Source organism: Chitinophaga sancti (genome assembly GCF_034087045.1).
In the GTDB taxonomy this organism is placed as follows: Bacteria; Bacteroidota; Bacteroidia; order Chitinophagales; family Chitinophagaceae; genus Chitinophaga; species Chitinophaga sancti_B.
In genome coordinates, this window is sequence record NZ_CP139247.1 from 4,155,981 (window position 1) to 4,172,598 (window position 16,618).

At 43.8% G+C, this 16,618-nt stretch carries 19 protein-coding genes; 14 read left to right on the plus strand and 5 right to left on the minus strand.

Translation table 11 applies throughout. From position 1 onward, the window contains the following. Nucleotides 1–62: 62 nt before the first annotated feature. Nucleotides 63–482: a nucleoside-diphosphate kinase gene (locus SIO70_RS17020; RefSeq protein ID WP_083729068.1), complete on the minus strand. Its 420-nt coding sequence runs from the start codon at nucleotides 480–482 to the stop codon at nucleotides 63–65. Nucleotides 483–745: 263 nt separating this feature from the next. Between SIO70_RS17020 and SIO70_RS17025 the strand changes: the two genes are divergently transcribed. From SIO70_RS17025 to SIO70_RS17035, 3 genes are all read left to right on the plus strand, one after another. Further along, nucleotides 746–1,750, plus strand: a complete 1,005-nt coding sequence (locus tag SIO70_RS17025; RefSeq protein ID WP_320582053.1) for a DHH family phosphoesterase — start codon at nucleotides 746–748, stop codon at nucleotides 1,748–1,750. A gap of 27 nt (nucleotides 1,751–1,777) precedes the next feature. Beyond that, nucleotides 1,778–2,653: an FKBP-type peptidyl-prolyl cis-trans isomerase gene (locus SIO70_RS17030; RefSeq protein WP_320582054.1), complete on the plus strand. Its 876-nt coding sequence runs from the start codon at nucleotides 1,778–1,780 to the stop codon at nucleotides 2,651–2,653. 247 nt (nucleotides 2,654–2,900) lie between these two features. Beyond that, nucleotides 2,901–3,335 (plus strand): VOC family protein, encoded by a 435-nt coding sequence (locus SIO70_RS17035; RefSeq protein WP_320582055.1) that lies wholly within the window; start codon nucleotides 2,901–2,903, stop codon nucleotides 3,333–3,335. A gap of 177 nt (nucleotides 3,336–3,512) precedes the next feature. Here SIO70_RS17035 and cdaA read toward each other — a convergent pair whose 3' ends face one another. Further along, nucleotides 3,513–4,328 carry a diadenylate cyclase CdaA gene (cdaA, locus tag SIO70_RS17040; protein WP_320582056.1) on the minus strand — a complete coding sequence of 272 codons (816 nt, stop codon included), beginning with the start codon at nucleotides 4,326–4,328 and terminating at the stop codon, nucleotides 3,513–3,515. A gap of 126 nt (nucleotides 4,329–4,454) precedes the next feature. Beyond that, nucleotides 4,455–5,306, minus strand: coding sequence for a dihydropteroate synthase (folP, locus tag SIO70_RS17045; RefSeq protein ID WP_320572587.1), 852 nt, complete (start codon nucleotides 5,304–5,306; stop codon nucleotides 4,455–4,457). A gap of 99 nt (nucleotides 5,307–5,405) precedes the next feature. On the opposite strand from folP, the gene SIO70_RS17050 reads away from it, so the two are divergent. The 6 genes from SIO70_RS17050 (at nucleotide 5,406) to SIO70_RS17075 (ending at nucleotide 10,463) form a co-directional block, all read left to right on the plus strand. Beyond that, complete coding sequence (locus SIO70_RS17050; RefSeq protein ID WP_320572588.1) at nucleotides 5,406–6,494, plus strand: BT_3928 family protein; 1,089 nt, start codon at nucleotides 5,406–5,408, stop codon at nucleotides 6,492–6,494. A gap of 121 nt (nucleotides 6,495–6,615) precedes the next feature. Next, nucleotides 6,616–7,665: an ABC transporter permease gene (locus SIO70_RS17055; protein ID WP_320572589.1), complete on the plus strand. Its 1,050-nt coding sequence runs from the start codon at nucleotides 6,616–6,618 to the stop codon at nucleotides 7,663–7,665. 130 nt (nucleotides 7,666–7,795) lie between these two features. Further along, nucleotides 7,796–8,311, plus strand: coding sequence for an RNA polymerase sigma factor (locus SIO70_RS17060; protein ID WP_320572591.1), 516 nt, complete (start codon nucleotides 7,796–7,798; stop codon nucleotides 8,309–8,311). Beyond that, complete coding sequence (locus SIO70_RS17065) at nucleotides 8,301–8,954, plus strand: hypothetical protein (protein WP_320572593.1); 654 nt, start codon at nucleotides 8,301–8,303, stop codon at nucleotides 8,952–8,954. Before SIO70_RS17060 ends, SIO70_RS17065 begins: the two co-directional genes overlap by 11 nt. Nucleotides 8,955–9,134: 180 nt before the next feature. Beyond that, complete coding sequence (locus tag SIO70_RS17070; RefSeq protein ID WP_320572595.1) at nucleotides 9,135–9,656, plus strand: DUF4252 domain-containing protein; 522 nt, start codon at nucleotides 9,135–9,137, stop codon at nucleotides 9,654–9,656. A 276-nt stretch (nucleotides 9,657–9,932) separates the two neighbouring features. Beyond that, the gene (locus SIO70_RS17075; RefSeq protein WP_320572597.1) at nucleotides 9,933–10,463 is read left to right on the plus strand and encodes a DUF4252 domain-containing protein; all 531 of its coding nucleotides are present in this window, start codon (nucleotides 9,933–9,935) and stop codon (nucleotides 10,461–10,463) included. 197 nt (nucleotides 10,464–10,660) lie between these two features. Here the strand turns inward: SIO70_RS17075 and SIO70_RS17080 are convergent, their stop codons facing one another. Next, nucleotides 10,661–10,948 (minus strand): DUF721 domain-containing protein, encoded by a 288-nt coding sequence (locus SIO70_RS17080; protein ID WP_083729090.1) that lies wholly within the window; start codon nucleotides 10,946–10,948, stop codon nucleotides 10,661–10,663. A gap of 16 nt (nucleotides 10,949–10,964) precedes the next feature. Then, nucleotides 10,965–12,041: a DNA replication/repair protein RecF gene (gene recF / locus SIO70_RS17085; RefSeq protein ID WP_320572602.1), complete on the minus strand. Its 1,077-nt coding sequence runs from the start codon at nucleotides 12,039–12,041 to the stop codon at nucleotides 10,965–10,967. A gap of 128 nt (nucleotides 12,042–12,169) precedes the next feature. On the opposite strand from recF, the gene pdhA reads away from it, so the two are divergent. The 5 genes from pdhA (at nucleotide 12,170) to SIO70_RS17110 (ending at nucleotide 16,041) form a co-directional block, all read left to right on the plus strand. Next, a complete protein-coding gene (gene pdhA, locus SIO70_RS17090) occupies nucleotides 12,170–13,180 on the plus strand; it encodes a pyruvate dehydrogenase (acetyl-transferring) E1 component subunit alpha (RefSeq protein ID WP_320572603.1) in 1,011 nt (336 codons plus the stop codon). Between the two features lie 142 nt (nucleotides 13,181–13,322). Then, nucleotides 13,323–14,024: a tetratricopeptide repeat protein gene (locus SIO70_RS17095; RefSeq protein WP_320572605.1), complete on the plus strand. Its 702-nt coding sequence runs from the start codon at nucleotides 13,323–13,325 to the stop codon at nucleotides 14,022–14,024. Nucleotides 14,025–14,087: 63 nt separating this feature from the next. Further along, on the plus strand, nucleotides 14,088–14,591 hold the full coding sequence (ribH, locus tag SIO70_RS17100) for a 6,7-dimethyl-8-ribityllumazine synthase (protein ID WP_320572607.1): 504 nt from the start codon (nucleotides 14,088–14,090) through the stop codon (nucleotides 14,589–14,591). A 161-nt stretch (nucleotides 14,592–14,752) separates the two neighbouring features. Further along, nucleotides 14,753–15,496: a (Fe-S)-binding protein gene (locus tag SIO70_RS17105; RefSeq protein WP_320572609.1), complete on the plus strand. Its 744-nt coding sequence runs from the start codon at nucleotides 14,753–14,755 to the stop codon at nucleotides 15,494–15,496. Nucleotides 15,497–15,627: 131 nt separating this feature from the next. Further along, nucleotides 15,628–16,041: an EVE domain-containing protein gene (locus SIO70_RS17110; RefSeq protein WP_320572611.1), complete on the plus strand. Its 414-nt coding sequence runs from the start codon at nucleotides 15,628–15,630 to the stop codon at nucleotides 16,039–16,041. Nucleotides 16,042–16,618: the final 577 nt, after the last annotated feature.

Sequence of the window (16,618 nt, forward strand, 5' to 3'; positions counted from 1 at the left end):
AAGTTAATAAAAAAAGCGCCCTGTAAATTTACAGGACGCTCTTTTGGAATATCTGAAATGGCTTAGAATTTCTCCAGGCCAGAGAAGAAGAAGTTACCTTCGATCTCAGCATTCTCGTCAGAATCAGAGCCGTGAACAGCGTTACGACCGATTGACTCAGCATAAATTTTACGGATAGTACCTTCTTCAGCATTTGCTGGGTTGGTAGCACCGATCAGTTTGCGGAATTCTTCAACAGCGTTATCTTTTTCCAGGATTGCTGCTACGATATGACCACTGCTCATGAAATCAACCAGTTCACCATAGAAAGGTCTTTCTTTGTGTACTGCATAGAATTCACCTGCTTTCTGAGCAGACAGTCTGGTCATCTTCATCGCTACGATGCGGAAACCAGCTTCGTTGATCTTGTTCAGGATACCACCGATATGACCGTTTTCTACGGCATCCGGCTTGATCATTGTAAAGGTTCTGTTGTTAGCCATAATATATTGAGTAACTAATTAGCGGATTTTGCGCGCAAATGTAACCAGATTTTGGGCAATCAGAAAAAAAAAGCGCCTGATACTCCTCACCGACAGAAAAAAAGAGCGAATTCTACTGTAAAAACAGGCATTTAGCCTACATTTTTGATCTTCTATAGGGAATTTTAAATCCTGCGACCAAAAATTTTGAAATTCTGTGCTAAATAGAGAACTTCGCACTTCATTTTTCGGTAAAAACAGTTACATTATATTATTAATATAAAATGAAGAGGATCGAGGAAATTAAGCCTTTGCTGGAAACCCCTAAAAGAGTGGTCATAACAATGCATCAGAAACCGGATGCAGATGCAATGGGAAGTTCTCTGGCCTTGTACCATTATTTGAAGCAGAAAGGACACGACGTAACTGTTATTTCGCCTACCAATTTCCCGGATTTCTTAAATTGGATGCCGGGTTCACAGGAAGTGCTGGATTTCGAATCTTCGCAGGATAAAGCGATGAAGGCATTGGAGGGAGTAGAATTGTTGTTTTGCCTGGATTTCAATGCTTTGTACAGAACCAAGAACATGGAGCCATACCTGGCGGCACTGAAATGTCTAAAGATTCTGATTGACCATCACCTGGAGCCTCAGCCCGTATTTGAATATGGGGTGAGCGACACTACAGCGGCTTCCACGGCATTATTAGTGTATGAGACAATACACAAGATGGGAGAAGAGCGTTATATTAATGATGCAATGGCACAATGCATCTATGCAGGTACCATGACAGACACCGGTTCTTTCCGTTTTGCCTCTACATCATCCCGTGTACACCGTATGGTGGCTGATTTGCTGGATCATGGTCTGAACCACGAGCTTATTCACCAGGCGATTTATGATAATTTCCTTGAAAACCGTCTCCGCTTCCTGGGCCATAGCCTGCTGAACCGGATGGAGGTTTATTATGAGTACAACACCGCCATGATCGCTATACCATATACTGATCTGAAGCGTTTTGACCTGCAGACGGGCGATACTGAAGGTGTGGTCAACTTCCTGCTCTCTATCCAGGGCATCAAGATGGCGGCGCTGATCATAGACCGTCACCAGGAGGTAAAGCTGTCGTTCCGTTCCAAAGGTGACTTTGACGTGAATACCTTTGCCCGGAAGTACTTTGACGGCGGCGGCCATTTCCATGCATCGGGTGGTCATAGTTCAGACTCCCTCGAAAGGACCGTACAGCGTTTTGTAGACGCGATCGCCGAAAATGAAGAAGCATTACAATAAGTCATTCAATCCTACTAATACAGTCAAATGAAAAAGAACAATCAGTTGTTAGTTGCAGCATTAGGCCTGTTAATGGCCAGCTGCGGTGCCGGCGGTCAAAAAAAGACGCCCGGTGGCGTAGATTATATCGTTCATAAATCAGGTAGCGGTGCGCAGCTTAAAGTGGGTGACACTGTGCTGATGAACATATACCAGAAGCTGAATGATTCCCTCCTGGCTAAATCTGCTGATAGAAGCAATGGTGCGCCAGTTCCTGTACTGATCCAGAAGTCTCAGCAGAAATGGGACCTGATGGACGGTCTGGCTTCTCTGAAAGAAGGTGATAGCGCTACTTTTGCTATTCCTGTAGATTCCCTGCCTCAGCCACGTCCTCCTTTTGCTAAGAAAGGTGACAAGCTGAACGTTACTTTCGTAGTAGTGAGCAAATATTCTGCTGCTAAACAACTGGCGGAAGATCAGAAACTGATCAAGGAATATACTGCTAAAAACAACCTGCAGGTTACTCCTACAGCTGAAGGTGTGTATGTAGCTACCCAGGTAGCTGGTGGTGGCGAACAGCCTCAGCCAGGTGATACCGTTGTGGTAAACTACACTGGTAAACTGCTGAATGGTAAAGTTTTCGATTCTTCTGTTGATTCTACAATCAACCCAGGTAGAAAACTGGAACCTATCCGTTTCCCAATTGGTAAAGGGTATGTAATTAAAGGTTGGGATGCTGGTATCGCTTCTCTGAAAAAAGGTTCAAAAGCTATCCTGATCCTGCCTTCTGGTCTGGGTTATGGTTTACAGCCTACTCCGATGATCCCTTCTAACTCCGTACTGGTGTTTGATGTGGAACTGCTGGATATCAAGAAACCAACTGCTGCGCCTGCGGTTCCGGCTGCACCAGCTAAGAAGAAATAGTAATTAGCTTCTTATAGAAAAAAAAAGACGAGGCCGTATCTTAAGTAAGATACGGCCTCGTCTTTTTCGGGTACCTAATGGAAATAGGTTGCCCTTTATGCACTTCTGAGGAGGTTTATTTATTTTTGATACACGCTCGTTTTTTATTACAATCTGTTGCCGTTATCCTTGCGTTGTGCTGATGTGTGTAGTGCAGCTTTTGCCTTACTTTTGTCTACCTCTTCCTTATCAACTAAAAATGAAAATCATGAGAGCAATTAATCCCTGGATCAACTTCAATGGCAATGCCGAAGAAGCATTCACTTTTTACAAATCAGTTTTTGGCGGCGAGTTTACAAAAATCACCCGCTTTAAAGACTTATCAGGTCCCGACTTTCAGGTAGCAGAAGATGAGGCAAATAAAATAATGTACATCAGCTTGCCGCTTGGCAAAAACAATATGTTAATAGCTAACGATGTTCCCGGTTTTCTGGGGCGGGTAAGCGAAAATGAAAACCGGTCTAAAATACACGTGAATGCCGAAAGCCGGGTAGAAGCAGAAAAAATATTTAATGGATTATCAGCAGGTGGAGAAGTGGAAGGGCCTATTGGCGACAGTCCATGGGGTACCTATGCGGGAATGTTCAGGGATAAATATGGTATTGAATGGATTGTAGAGTTTGACCCTGGTTATAACGGGTAAGGTTAAAAGTGTCCTGCTGCTGGCGCACGCGTGCCTTGACTGTAGAGACTGTAACAACGAACCAAAGAGGCTGCTCCTTTTGGAACAGCCTCTTTGGTTCGTTGAAAATGGGTTTCATCCACGTTGATGAATCACCGCTATCATGAATGTTTTTATTGAAAATGGGTTTTATTCCCGTTATCCCGCATAGCCATCTACCAGCACCTCATACAACTTACTCTTCAGATCTTCCAGCGACACATCCTGTACTAAGTTTCCATCTTCGGCATAAGAGATCGTTCCTCTTTCTTCCGAAACCACAATAGCGAGGTTATCACTGTGCTCCGTAATCCCAACAGCAGAGCGGTGTCGTAACCCAACCTGCATGGGAAGGTTCGGATTTTCTGACACCGGAAGAATCACCTTGGCCGCCAGGATCTTGTTTCCCACGATGATGAGCGCGCCATCATGCAACGGACTGCCTTTGCAGAAGATGCTTTCCAGCAGTTTTGCATTGATATTACTATCGAGAGAGACGCTGGAAGCAGTATCAAATTTTACACGATAAGAGTTGGACAATACGATCAGGGCGCCTGTAGAGGTGGCAGCCATGCGGCTCACAGCAGTTACTACTTCGTCGATGATGTTTTCTTCTTCTTTATAGCTTTTGAATTTATCAGGTAAGAAGAGCTTCGTAAAGAAACTATCCTTGCTCAGCGGTGCTTTTTTACCTAACACCAGCAGGAACTTGCGGATTTCAGGTTGAAAGATGATGATAATAGCGATCAGACCGATATTGATAAAGTTCTGCAGGATCAGGGTGAGGATTGGCATGTGCAGGAGCTCCACCATGAAATAGGCGAAGTACACCATGAGCAGGCCAACGAATATATTGAAAGCCAGACTGCCTTTGAGCAGGCGATAGAGCTGTATCACAAGGAAGATTACAATCGCCAGGTCAAGGACATTTAACCAGTTGTAACGGTATCCGTAAAATTGAAACAAGTCATCCATAGATTGTAAAAATAGTGAATATTAAATAGATATGGTTTAAATAGGCAATTCATTCCCAGGTATGAAATGTTAAAAATTGCATGTTTTTAAAGTGGGTTTATGCCAGGCATTTTAAGCAGAGACCATTTAGAGACCTTTCATGTACTGGTGTATCTTCACTGCTTCTACTGCAGCCTTCACATCATGTACCCGTAATATATGCGCGCCTGCCTGTAAGGAAAGTGTATTCAAAACCGTAGTCCCGTTCAGCGCTTCCGCTGGTGTATTTTCCAGCAATTTATAAATCATCGATTTTCTGGAAATGCCAATCAATAAAGGACAATCCAATATATGAAAAGCATTCGTGTTTTTCAAAAGAGTATAATTGTGTGCAATGGTTTTTCCAAAACCAAATCCCGGGTCAATGATCAGGTCATTGATCCCTGCCTGTATGCATTCCGCTTTTTTTTGTATAAAATAATCCAGTACTTCCCTTGTCACATCTTCATACTGTGGCTGGTGCTGCATGCTGGCGGGTGTTCCCTGCATGTGCATGGCGATATAGGGTGCCTTTGTAGCTGCCGCCACAGCGATCATATCCGGGTCCATATCTCCGGCACTGATATCATTGATGATGGCCGCACCTGCAGCCATACATTGTTCAGCCACCTTTGCATAGTAGGTGTCGATAGAGATAATGACGTCCGGAAACTGTGCTACCAGTGCCCCGATAGCCGGTATCAGTCTGTCAATTTCCGTTTGTTCTCCTACGGTCAATGATCCTGGTCGGGTACTTTGAGCCCCTATATCCAGTATTTTAGCGCCTTCTGCCAGGTGCTGCGCTGCCTTTTCCAGTATCGCATCCAGTTGTTTGGTACGGCTATCAGCAAAAAAAGAGTCATCAGTGATATTGATGATCCCCATCACCACCGGGGTTGACAGATCCAGTAATTTGCCTTTACAGTTAATTGTACTCATATTGCCATTCCTCCTTTCCATTTATCCTGTTTGCGTATTATTGATTATTTTGCCTTGCAAATTTAGCTATAATGTGTTGATGTGCCGATAGGTAAACTGACACAATAAATTAAATTATCCATGAAATTTCTCCTTAACCTATTAAGAATCATTGTAGGGGTGTTGTTCATCTTCTCCGGTCTGATCAAAGCGAACGATCCGCTGGGCCTGAGTTATAAAATGGACGAGTTTTTTGAAGTATTGCACCTGGGCTTTATGTCGCACTACTCGCTGGTATACTCAGTGGCCATGAATACATTTGAAATTGTGTGTGGCGTGGCGATATTAATCGGGTATAGAATGCGGCTGTTTTCGTGGCTTATATTGCTGCTTATTGCGTTCTTTACGTTCCTCACGGCGTATGCGCTGTTTAGCGGTACAGTGCGCGAGTGTGGTTGTTTTGGGGATTGTATCAAGTTGTCTCCGGCAGAAACTTTCTGGAAAGATGTGGCTTTGCTGGTGATGATTCTTGTCATCTTCCTGTATAGAAATAAGATCGGACCATTGTTCGGTACAAAGGTCAATGGGGCGTTGATGCTGTTGTCACTGGTCTTTTCATTAGGTGTTCAGTGGTATACGCTGGCGCATTTGCCAGTGGTGGATTGCCTTGGATATAAGGTGGGTAATAATATTCCTGAGAAGATGAAATTGCCGCCGGGTTCACATCCGGATGTATTTGAGACGGTGCTGATCTATAAAAAGGATGGTAAGGAGAAGGAGTTTACGACAGAGGATTTCCCATGGAATGACAGTACCTGGGTATATGTAGACAGAAAGGACAAATTGGTAAAGGAAGGGGATGGTGAGCCACCGATCAAGGATTTTATACTCACAGATTTTGATGGGGGGAACCAGACGGAGGCGATTTTGTCTGAGGCCATGCCGGTGTATTTGTTCCTGGTGAAGGATGTGAATGAGGCAGGAAAAGGCTGGGATGAGAAAATACATGCGTTGCAACAGCAACAGGCGCAGGGTAAATGTTATATTTATGGAGTAACAGCTTCTACGAAGGATCAGGTGGATGGTTTTGTGAAGGCCCATGGGTTGCAGTTCCAGTTTTTGAATATGGATGGAACGGCGATCAAGACGGCAGGTAGGTCAAATCCTTGTTTGATCCTTTTGGAAAAAGGGACGATTAAGGGGAAGTGGCATTATCATGATATTCCGTAAAGAGAGTGATTGTTCTTTCCTGAAAAGGATGTAAGCCTGCGGGATATTTGATATTGCCGGAGAAAGGGTCGGTTAAAGGAATGTGGAGGTATTGCCATTTGCCATTTGCTATAGACAGAATATGCTGAGATTTCTCTTACGGAAAATAACTTACGGAATACTGGTGCTACTCGGAGTAGTGGCACTGGTATTTTTTTTATTTAATGTGTTGCCGGGCGATCCTGCGAGATTGACCCTTGGTCAGCGGGCAGATGTGGCGTCGTTGGAGAATGTGCGGAAGGAGTTGCATCTGGATAAGCCTGTAGCTGTACAGTTTCTCCTGTACCTGAATGACTTATCGCCCATTTCGGTGCATGCCCGGGAAGAGGCAGTTAATTTACATTATATAAGTCTCCTGCATTTAAGTGGGGATCGACTGCTGGTATTGAAAACACCTTATTTAAGAAGATCCTACCAGGGAAAGAAGGATGTGTGGGAAATGCTTACAGAAGCGCTGCCAGGTACATTGGTCTTGTCCATAGCGGCCATCCTGTTTGCAACAGTAGCGGGGATTGGGTTAGGCATTTTATCAGCCGTAAAAAAGGATACCTGGATGGATACGGGGGCGGTGTTTGGCAGTGTGGTCGGGATCTCGGCGCCGTCGTTTTTTATGGGGATAGTGCTGGCATATCTGTTTGGCTTTGTACTAAGTGATTATACAGGGTTGCATATGACGGGGAGTTTGTTTGATTATGACGCCTTTTCCGGCAGAACGCTGACATTAAAGAATCTGATCTTACCTGCTATAACATTGGGTATCCGGCCATTGGCGATCATCGTGCAGTTGACCAGGGGGGCGATGCTGGATGTATTGCACCAGGATTATATCCGTACGGCCTATGCCAAAGGTCTGCAGAAAAGGACGGTGATTTTCAGGCATGCTTTGCGAAATGCCCTGAACCCGGTGGTGACGGCAATTACTGGGTGGTTTGCAGAGTTATTGGCCGGGGCGTTTTTTGTGGAGTATATATTTGGATGGAAGGGGATCGGGAAAATGACGGTGGATGCGTTGGAGAAGTTTGATTTTCCTGTGCTGATGGGGGCAGTGTTGTTTACGGCGGGGATATTTGTGGTAATAAATTTATTGGCAGATGTGTTGTATAGTGTGATAGATCCTAGAATTAAATTATAAATTGTATTGTAAATCAAGGCCCTAAGGGGCTTTTTTTATTTTAATCCACTTTTTTTAAAAAAAATTGGCATCATTTGTAACAAACCCTTCCACGAGTCGTCTTCCTTATATAAACGCACTGGTATAACATATGTCTCTTGCAATATTTGAATCACAAGTCGTCCCGGTCAGGCAAAAGCTCTATCGCTTTGCTTACCACCTGCTGGGAAACGAAGAAGACGCAAGGGACATTACCCAGGATGCGATGGTGAAGGTCTGGCAACAGAAAGACCGTATGGCCGAGTTGCAGAACATGGAAGCATGGTGCATGCGAATAGTCAGAAACCTGGCTTTGGATAAATTAAAATCCAAAAAGCACCGTAGATCAGAAGAGCTGGACAAGGCTGTTGAAATAGCTGTTACACATCAGGACAATCCGCATGAAGCAGCTGCGAAGCAGGATGTCATGAACAGCGTTCACCGGATCATGCGTGCGTTGCCGGAAAAATACCGTACTATTATGCAACTGCGTGATATAGAGGGTCATACTTATCAGGAAATCGCTGATATTCTGGAACTTGACCTGAGCGACGTGAAAGTGAATTTACATCGTGCCCGTAAATCAGTACGTGAACAATTACAAAAACTGCAAGTGTATGGAGTATAATGAGATCAGAGGATTGCTAACCCGGTATTGGGAAGGAGAAACTTCGCTGGAAGAAGAGGACCTGTTGCGCAGTTTTTTTGCTGAGAATCGACAGGGATTGCCTGCGGATTTGCAGGAGGCAGCGCCGCTGTTCGGGTATTTTGCTGCGGAAGCAGGGAGGGAGGTGCCGGAGTTGGGATGGGAGATGTTGGAGGAAATGAAGGAGGAGGAGCTGAAGGTAGGAGGTGAGATGCAGGAAGCAGGGAGGGAAGGGTTGAAGGTAGCAGGTGAGATGTCGGAAACCGTGAGGGAGGTGCCGAAGGTGAATGGTGAAGTTGTGGAGGGAAATACATCCCGGTCTACGGTAGTGGTTTCTATGCCTCGTCCTTACCAGCACTGGATGAAATATGCGGCGGTATTGCTTTTAGGAGTAGGATTGGTATATGGTGGCCGTCAGTTCAAAACAAAACAGGAGGAAGGTAGTAATCCAGACAGGATGGCGCAGGCCCTGAACCAGGCAGATACCTATGAAGATTCGAAAGAAGCATATGCTGCGACAAAAAAAGCGTTGGAGTTGTTGGCGAAGAACCTGAATAAGGGGACGACGCAGGCGAAGAAGATCGCTTATTTTAATGAGGCGACAGAGTATATAAAGGCGGATTAGGGGAAGTAAATGAAGTAGTTAGCTGAAATTGAAGCGGAGGAAAATAATGATGTCGCTGCTTATATAATATAAAAACTCGTTAAAACCCTGAAAAGTCAGGCGATTAATGATTTGAGAGCACTTGAAACGTAACAAATACAAATCTGGCCATTCTAATTCCTTTAATATAAAATTTAAACAATGAAACGGTTATGTTTATTGCTGTTGCTAATAACAGCAGGTACGGGTCTTTTTGCCCAACAAGTAAGTGTGATCGACCGCTTTTTTCAAAAGTATGAAAACGACCAGAGCTTTACCCTGGTCAGCGTCACACCTAAAATGTTCTCCATGTTCAGCAAATTTGATATCAATTCTGCTGAAGGAAAAAGCTTCATGACGATCGTCAAAAAGCTCAAAGGACTGAGAATCCTTGTAAAAGAAAACGCCAAAGAAGGAAGTAAACTTTACCAGGAAGCGGCTTCCATGCTCACGAAAGAGTATGAAGAATTAATGACTGTACGTAGTGACGGAGAGCTTGTAAAATTCATGGTAAAAGAAAACACTAAGGGGAATATTGCGGAATTAGTCATGCTAGTGGGTGGCAAGGATGAATTCGTTGCAATGAGTCTCTTAGGTGATATCGACCTGAACGAAATCAGCCAGATTGCCAATGATGTGAATATTGATGGTATGGATAAGCTGAAAGCGTTGAATAAAAAGTAAGTATTAAACAGGAAAAGTGCGCGGCAACGAAGTGCAGAAAATGAAGTGCTCCGTAACGAAAAGCACCGAATGAGAAAGTGCTCCGTAACGAAAAGCACTGAATGAGATGGTGTTCAATAGCTAAAGCACAGAATGAGAAAGTGCTCCGTAACGAAAGCACTAAAAAGAGAAGGTGTTCAATAGCTAAAGCACAGAATGAGAAAGTGTTTAGAAACGAAAAAGCACTGAGTTAAAAAAAACATTTCCTAATTCGCTCTGAATTAAAAAACAACCCTTATGAAACATTGCCTTGTATTATCAATCGTATGCTGCTTATTGCTGGGTACAAGTACTACACACGCACAGGATCGCCTGCTCACACAATTTTACAATGCCCATAGAGGCGTAGCCCTGACTTTAAAAATGGGTATTGGCAGATTGCCACTTCGCATAGTACGAGGCTTTATTCCAAATGAGGAGGGTGAAGACGGCGTAAATGCAAAGAAACTTTTCTCAAAGATCCGCAAGATGAAGGTCTATATCATGCAGGGATATGACGGGCCTATTCCGGGCAGTGACCTGACCAACCTGAAACAAAAGCTGATCGACAAAGAAAACTTTGATTTACTGATGGAAGTAAGGGATCATGGAAATATTGTGCATGTACTGAATAAAGGGACGGAGGAAAACCTGGGGAATGTGGTGTTGTTAATTCAGGATGAGAAAGATATGATCATGGTGCATTTACATACCAGCTTGCGTTTTGAGGATATCAATGGGTTGATTAAGGAGTTTAATAAGAAGCCAAAGGCAATGGCTAGTTTATAGTCCACAACCGGTAGAGGGCATTAGCTGCAGCTAATGTTTTCGCCGTTTAAAGATGATGGTAAATCAGAAAAAAAATGACCCTAACGGATCATCACATTGTTTGCCAGAGATTCGCTCAGGAACTTATACAAGAAAAAAAAATGATCCTAACGGATCATCACTTTCTTAACCATGGATTCGCTCATGACAATTCATCCTTACCGGATCACCACCTCCCTCACGACCTGCTCACCCAGCATCTCATTCACCAACTTAATAATCTTATCTTTTGAATAGGAGAGTTCCTGCTTCAATGGCGCTACACTGGTAGAGATCAACAACTTCCCATCTATCAGCTGAATACTTTCGGTATACCTGGAGATCGTCTTACCCATAATTTGTTCCCAGTTCTCCCTGATCCGTACTTCTGTAAGCCGTGGTTTCATCCGGCTTTTGTCCATAAAATCTCTGAGGGCATCTCCCATTGTCGTAATACCGTAGCGCATGTCGCAAAGATACGGATTACTCCATCTCTACCAATTGAAAACCTGCTTCTTTTTCATTAAATGCATCGAGTAATCTTGTAGCATGTGTATCAGTGATAAAAACCTGTCCATACTCAGTACCGCTTACCAGTTGTATAAGCCGTGAAACACGCTCCTGGTCCAGTTTTTCAAACACATCATCGAGCAACAGTAATGGTGCAAAGCCTTTATGTTTTCTAATCACTTCATACTGCGCCAGTTTCAGTGCAAATAAAAAACTTTTACGCTGTCCCTGCGATGCGCTTGTTTTCATAGCATGGTCATCCAGCAGAAACAGCAGATCATCTCTGTGAATACCCCCTGTAGTACGCTGCATCATTGTATCCTTATAGCGATTCGCATGCAGCAGTTGTGCAAAAGACTGCTCATGAAGGCCGCAGAGATATTGAATGTTCACCACTTCATGCTGGCCGGCGATATAATCATATAATGATTGTACCTGTTGTATGAATGCCGGCAAAAAATTTCTACGCCATTCATATATAGGTGTACCATGTTGGATCAGCTGATCGTCAAAAACATCGAGCAGGAGGTCCTGTCCGGCGGCAGGGGGGGCTTTGAGCAGACTGTTGCGCTGCTGTATTATCTTTTGATAGGAAATGAGGTGATCGAGGTAGCCGGGGTGTAACTGACAGAGCAGGGCATCCAGCCACTTCCGGCGTTCTTCGCTACCTCCCAGGATGATTTCGGCATCGTCGGGGGCGATCATGACAGCGGGAAATTTCCCGATATGCATGGAAAAGCGTTCATACGATTCGTCATTGAGTACAATGTCCTTTTTGCCGTCTTTGACGGTGCATATGATATGTTCTTCATGGCCTTCCTTGTCTAGCAGGGCGTCGATACGGAAGCCATTGGTGTTGTATTGGGTGTTCTGGGCTTCGCTGCTGGTAAAGTAGCTTTTGGTGAAGCAGAGGTAGTAAATGGCGTCCAGGAGGTTCGTCTTGCCGGAACCGTTGCGTCCGGTAATGCCCACGATCCTTTGGGTAAACCGGTGATCGGCCCGGGTATAGTTCTTAAATTGTACTAATGTTATCTTTTTGAGCGACAGCAAATTATATTTTTTTTAACCCCTGTATGGCAGGTGTCTATTATATTATTATGGTATGTATTTCCAGCAAAGTTGCAAAGTATTTAGTTTTTAGGATTTTCCTGTTATATTTGCGGACAAATTAAGAAACAGTGGCTACAAAAACAGACGTAAAGACGAAGTTCACCAAAGAGACGTATTTGTACTGGTATGAATTGATGCTCTTGCTGCGCCGCTTTGAGGAAAAAGCCGGCCAATTATATGGAATGCAGAAGATTCGTGGTTTTTGCCACCTGTACATTGGACAGGAAGCTATTGCTGCGGGTTGTATGACTGCAACTAAACCGGAGGATAAATTCATCACTGCTTACCGTGACCACGCTCTGGCGATTGCCAAAGGTATGTCTCCGGATGCTTGTATGGCTGAACTGTATGGTAAGGCTACGGGCTGTTCTAAGGGTAAGGGTGGAAGTATGCACTTTTTCTCTTTAGAGCATAACTTTTTCGGCGGACATGGTATCGTGGGCGCTCAGATTGGTACCGGTGCGGGCCTGGCATTTGCTGAGAAATACAAAGGTACTGACAATGTAGCAGTTGTCTTCTTCGGAGATGGTGCTGCCCGTCAGGGTATGCTGCATGAGACATTCAATATGGCCATGCTGTGGAAACTGCCAGTAATTTTCATTTGCGAAAATAATATGTACGCGATGGGTACTTCAGTAGAACGTACTTCCAACGTACTGGACATCTATAAGTTAGCTAACGCTTACGACATGCCGAGCGATACCATCGACGGTATGAGCTGCGAAGCGGTACATGAAGGTATGGAAAGAGCTGTAAAGCGTGCGCGCACCGGCGAAGGTCCATCTTTACTGGAAATCAAGACTTACCGCTACCGTGGTCACTCCATGAGTGATCCTGCTAAGTATCGTACCAAAGAAGAAGTAGAAGAATACAAAGAAAGAGATCCACTGACTGTAGTACTGAAGACCATTCAGAAAAACAAATGGGCGACAGATGCAGAAATCGAAGCAATCACCGAGAAGGTTAAACAACAGGTTGAACATTGCGTAGAATTTGCAGAAAATTCTCCATGGCCTTCTGACGATGAACTGCTGAAAGATGTATACACACAACAGGATTATCCTTTCATTGTTGACTAAGTGATATTTAATAGGTTAGCGGTCGCGTCCGTGCATGAAATGGCATGGGAGATTCGCTAACCTTTTTTATATTTGCGGGAATATGGCAATCAGGCCGTACCTGTACCCTAACAAGAAATACTTTTAAACGATCACATTTACAATGACCGAAACAAAAAATAAGGCCGCTGAAACTGCTCCTGTAACCAAGGACTTCGACTTGCAAGGCTCTGTACACAAGGCTGAAGATTTCTATTACAAGAACAAGAACGTCATCAACATCGCCGTAATCGTTATCCTGGTGGTGATAGGCGGTACTTTTGCCTACAACAGGTTCATTAAAGCACCGAACGAGAAGAAAGCAGCGGACATGGTATTCCACGCACAGAAAGCTTTTGAAAAGGATTCATTTAACCTGGCCCTGAACGGAGACGGTAACAACGACGGCTTCTTACAGGTCATTAAAAAATATGGCAGTACCAAAACTGGTCAACTGTCAAAATACTATGCTGGCATTTGCTATGTAAGAACAGGCAAATTCCAGGAAGGTATCGATATGCTGAAAGATTTCAATGCAGGTGATCAACTGGTACAGGCTATGGCTTATGGCGTAACCGGTGATGCTTACATGGAACTGAAGAATACTGAAGAAGGTATCAAATACTACAAAAAAGCTGGTCAGTACAGCGACAACGATTTTACCGGTCCAACTTACCTGTTTCGTGCAGGTGTAGCCCTGGAACTGGCTGGTAAAAACGATGAAGCGATCTCCATCTACAAAGAGATCCGCGAAAAATATCCTCAGTCAAACGAAGGTCGCGAGATGGATAAATATCTGGCGAGACTGGGTGTAGTTAGAGAATAATTTCGGAAGAGGAGGATGCAACATTGAATGGTGTATTCTTACTCCCGGTAGAATATATTCAACATGTCAATACATAATCAAAGTTTATTGGACGATACTGGCATTCTCGGAATAGAGGATGCCAGTGTTGTTATAGTGTATACCGAATGGAATGATACTGTCATCAATGAGTTGGTGGCTGGCTGTGATAAGACACTTGCCGGATATAATGTATCTAAAATTGCTAAAGTAAAAGTACCGGGGGCATTTGAACTGCCTTTCGCTGCGAAACAATATTGGGAGCATACCCAGCGCACAGGTGCTCAGCCTGGCGCTATTATTGCATTTGGTTGTGTGATCCGTGGAGAAACGCCACATTTCGATTACGTTTGTAAAGGGGTGACGGAAGGATTGATGCAGCTGAACCTGGAATTGCCTGTACCTGTTATCTTCGGGATTTTGACGGTGGATAACATGGAGCAGGCGACGGACAGATTGGGTGGTAAACACGGACATAAAGGTGAAGAGGCTGCGCTGACTGCATTGAAGATGATCAGTATGATGCGGAAGTTGCAGCAGGGTAAGTAAGGCTTTGGTGGCCAGACTTGCGGTTGGGTGAATGACCGGCATGATATAAAAGATGTAAAGAGGATGTAAATTTCCTGGTGCCTGGGGACAGGTGTAATGATCAGTATGATGCGGAAGTTGCAGCAGACAATTTAAATTTTCAAGTAGCTAGCAGGTTATATATGCTACACATAAAGACTAACTCGATGAACGTTCAGCTTTTTATCCCCTGCTTTGTAGATCAGTTATTTCCCGAAACAGCCTTCAATATGGTCAAAGTATTGGAGAAACTGGGTTGTAACGTCAGTTACAATGCAAACCAAACCTGCTGTGGGCAACCTGCTTTTAATGCAGGGTATTGGGATGAGGCGAGAGCTGTGGCGACCAAGTTTGTAAAGGATTTTCACACTTTTGACTACATCGTGGCACCCAGTGGCTCCTGCACTGGGTTTGTACGCAATTACTATGGGAAGCTGTTCGACAATTCTGCCGCTCACAATGATGTAAAACTGTTGCGCAAGCAGCTGTATGAATTTACAGAATTTCTGACGGAGGTACTGCATGTAACTGATTTAGGCGCTACGCTGAATGGGCTGGCTACCTATCATGATTCCTGTGCAGCGCTGAGGGAATGTCATATCAAACAGGGGCCAAGAAATCTCCTGAGTAAGGTGAAGGGACTGGAACTGACGGAGATGAATGATTGTGAGACCTGTTGTGGTTTTGGAGGTACTTTTGCCGTAAAATACGAACCTATTTCGATTGGAATGGGTGAGCAGAAGGTACACAATGCAATAGCTACAGGGGCGGAATACCTGATATCTACGGATCTTTCCTGCCTGATGCACCTGGATGGGTATATCAAAAAACATAACCTGAATATTAAGACCATGCATATTGCCGATGTATTGGCGAGTGGCTGGTAAAAGGATATGAACTGATAGCTAAATCCTGCCAACGTACTGGCAAGTGATTGGTAACTCAGTATCCATGACTTGAATATTAATACCGTGCTTACTGCTGATGTAGTGGCTGGTAATTTTAAAACTTTCTTTTGATGAATTATTGGTTAGTTAAATCGGAGCCGTTTAAGTATTCCTGGGAGCAGTTTGTAAAAGATGGAAAAACATTTTGGGATGGGGTGAGAAACTACCAGGCCAGGAATAATATGAAGGCAATGAAGAAGGGTGACCAGGTATTGTTTTACCATAGTAATGAAGGACTGGCAGTAGTAGGGATTGCAAAAGTGGCGAAAGAGTCTTACCAGGATCCGACCACACCTGATCCGAATTGGGTGGTGGTAGAGCTTCAACCGGTAAAGCCGTTTAAAGAACATGTGACACTGGCGCAGATGAAGGCGGAGAAGCGATTGGAGAATTTTCAGCTGATCAGGCAGGGAAGGCTTTCAGTATGTGCCGTGACGGAAGATGAATACAATACAATCCTCGAAATGGGAGGGATGAAGAAATAGTTCGAAGGTGGCCTGCGGCAGCAGGGGAATACTCAAATACATAGCCAACAATAAGTTCAGCGAGATAGTTAACTTCTAAATACCAGGAGAAATTATGGTACAAAATCCTTTATGATAAAGGATGCTGACTTATTTCTCTTAATAACTACTCACTAACTTTTTAATGTTACCCTAATTTTGTATCAACCGGGCACCAGCTTCAAAAACAGTTGTTTAAAGATGAAATTGTTTTTATCGACGATGAAAAAACATTGTTCGCAGGAATTGACTGTTGCTAAGTTGCATTGTAAGGAATAATTTGTAAATTGAATAACATATACCTTATCACTTCCAATACTTAAATGTTACCCATTGGAGGCAGAGACCGAAGCTATCATATACAAGGACTATGCGTATGAACCTATTTATGCTTCTACAGGTATCGTGGTCAGCTACTTTCAGAACCCATTATTATTTAAGAGTAATAATAGTTCGTTAACTCAGTATTTCAACACGCTCGCCGCTTTGTAGGTTTTTCCATGCACATCTGAGCGTTTTTTAAAACCCTAATAAAAAAAATATGAAAAAGTTATTGTCC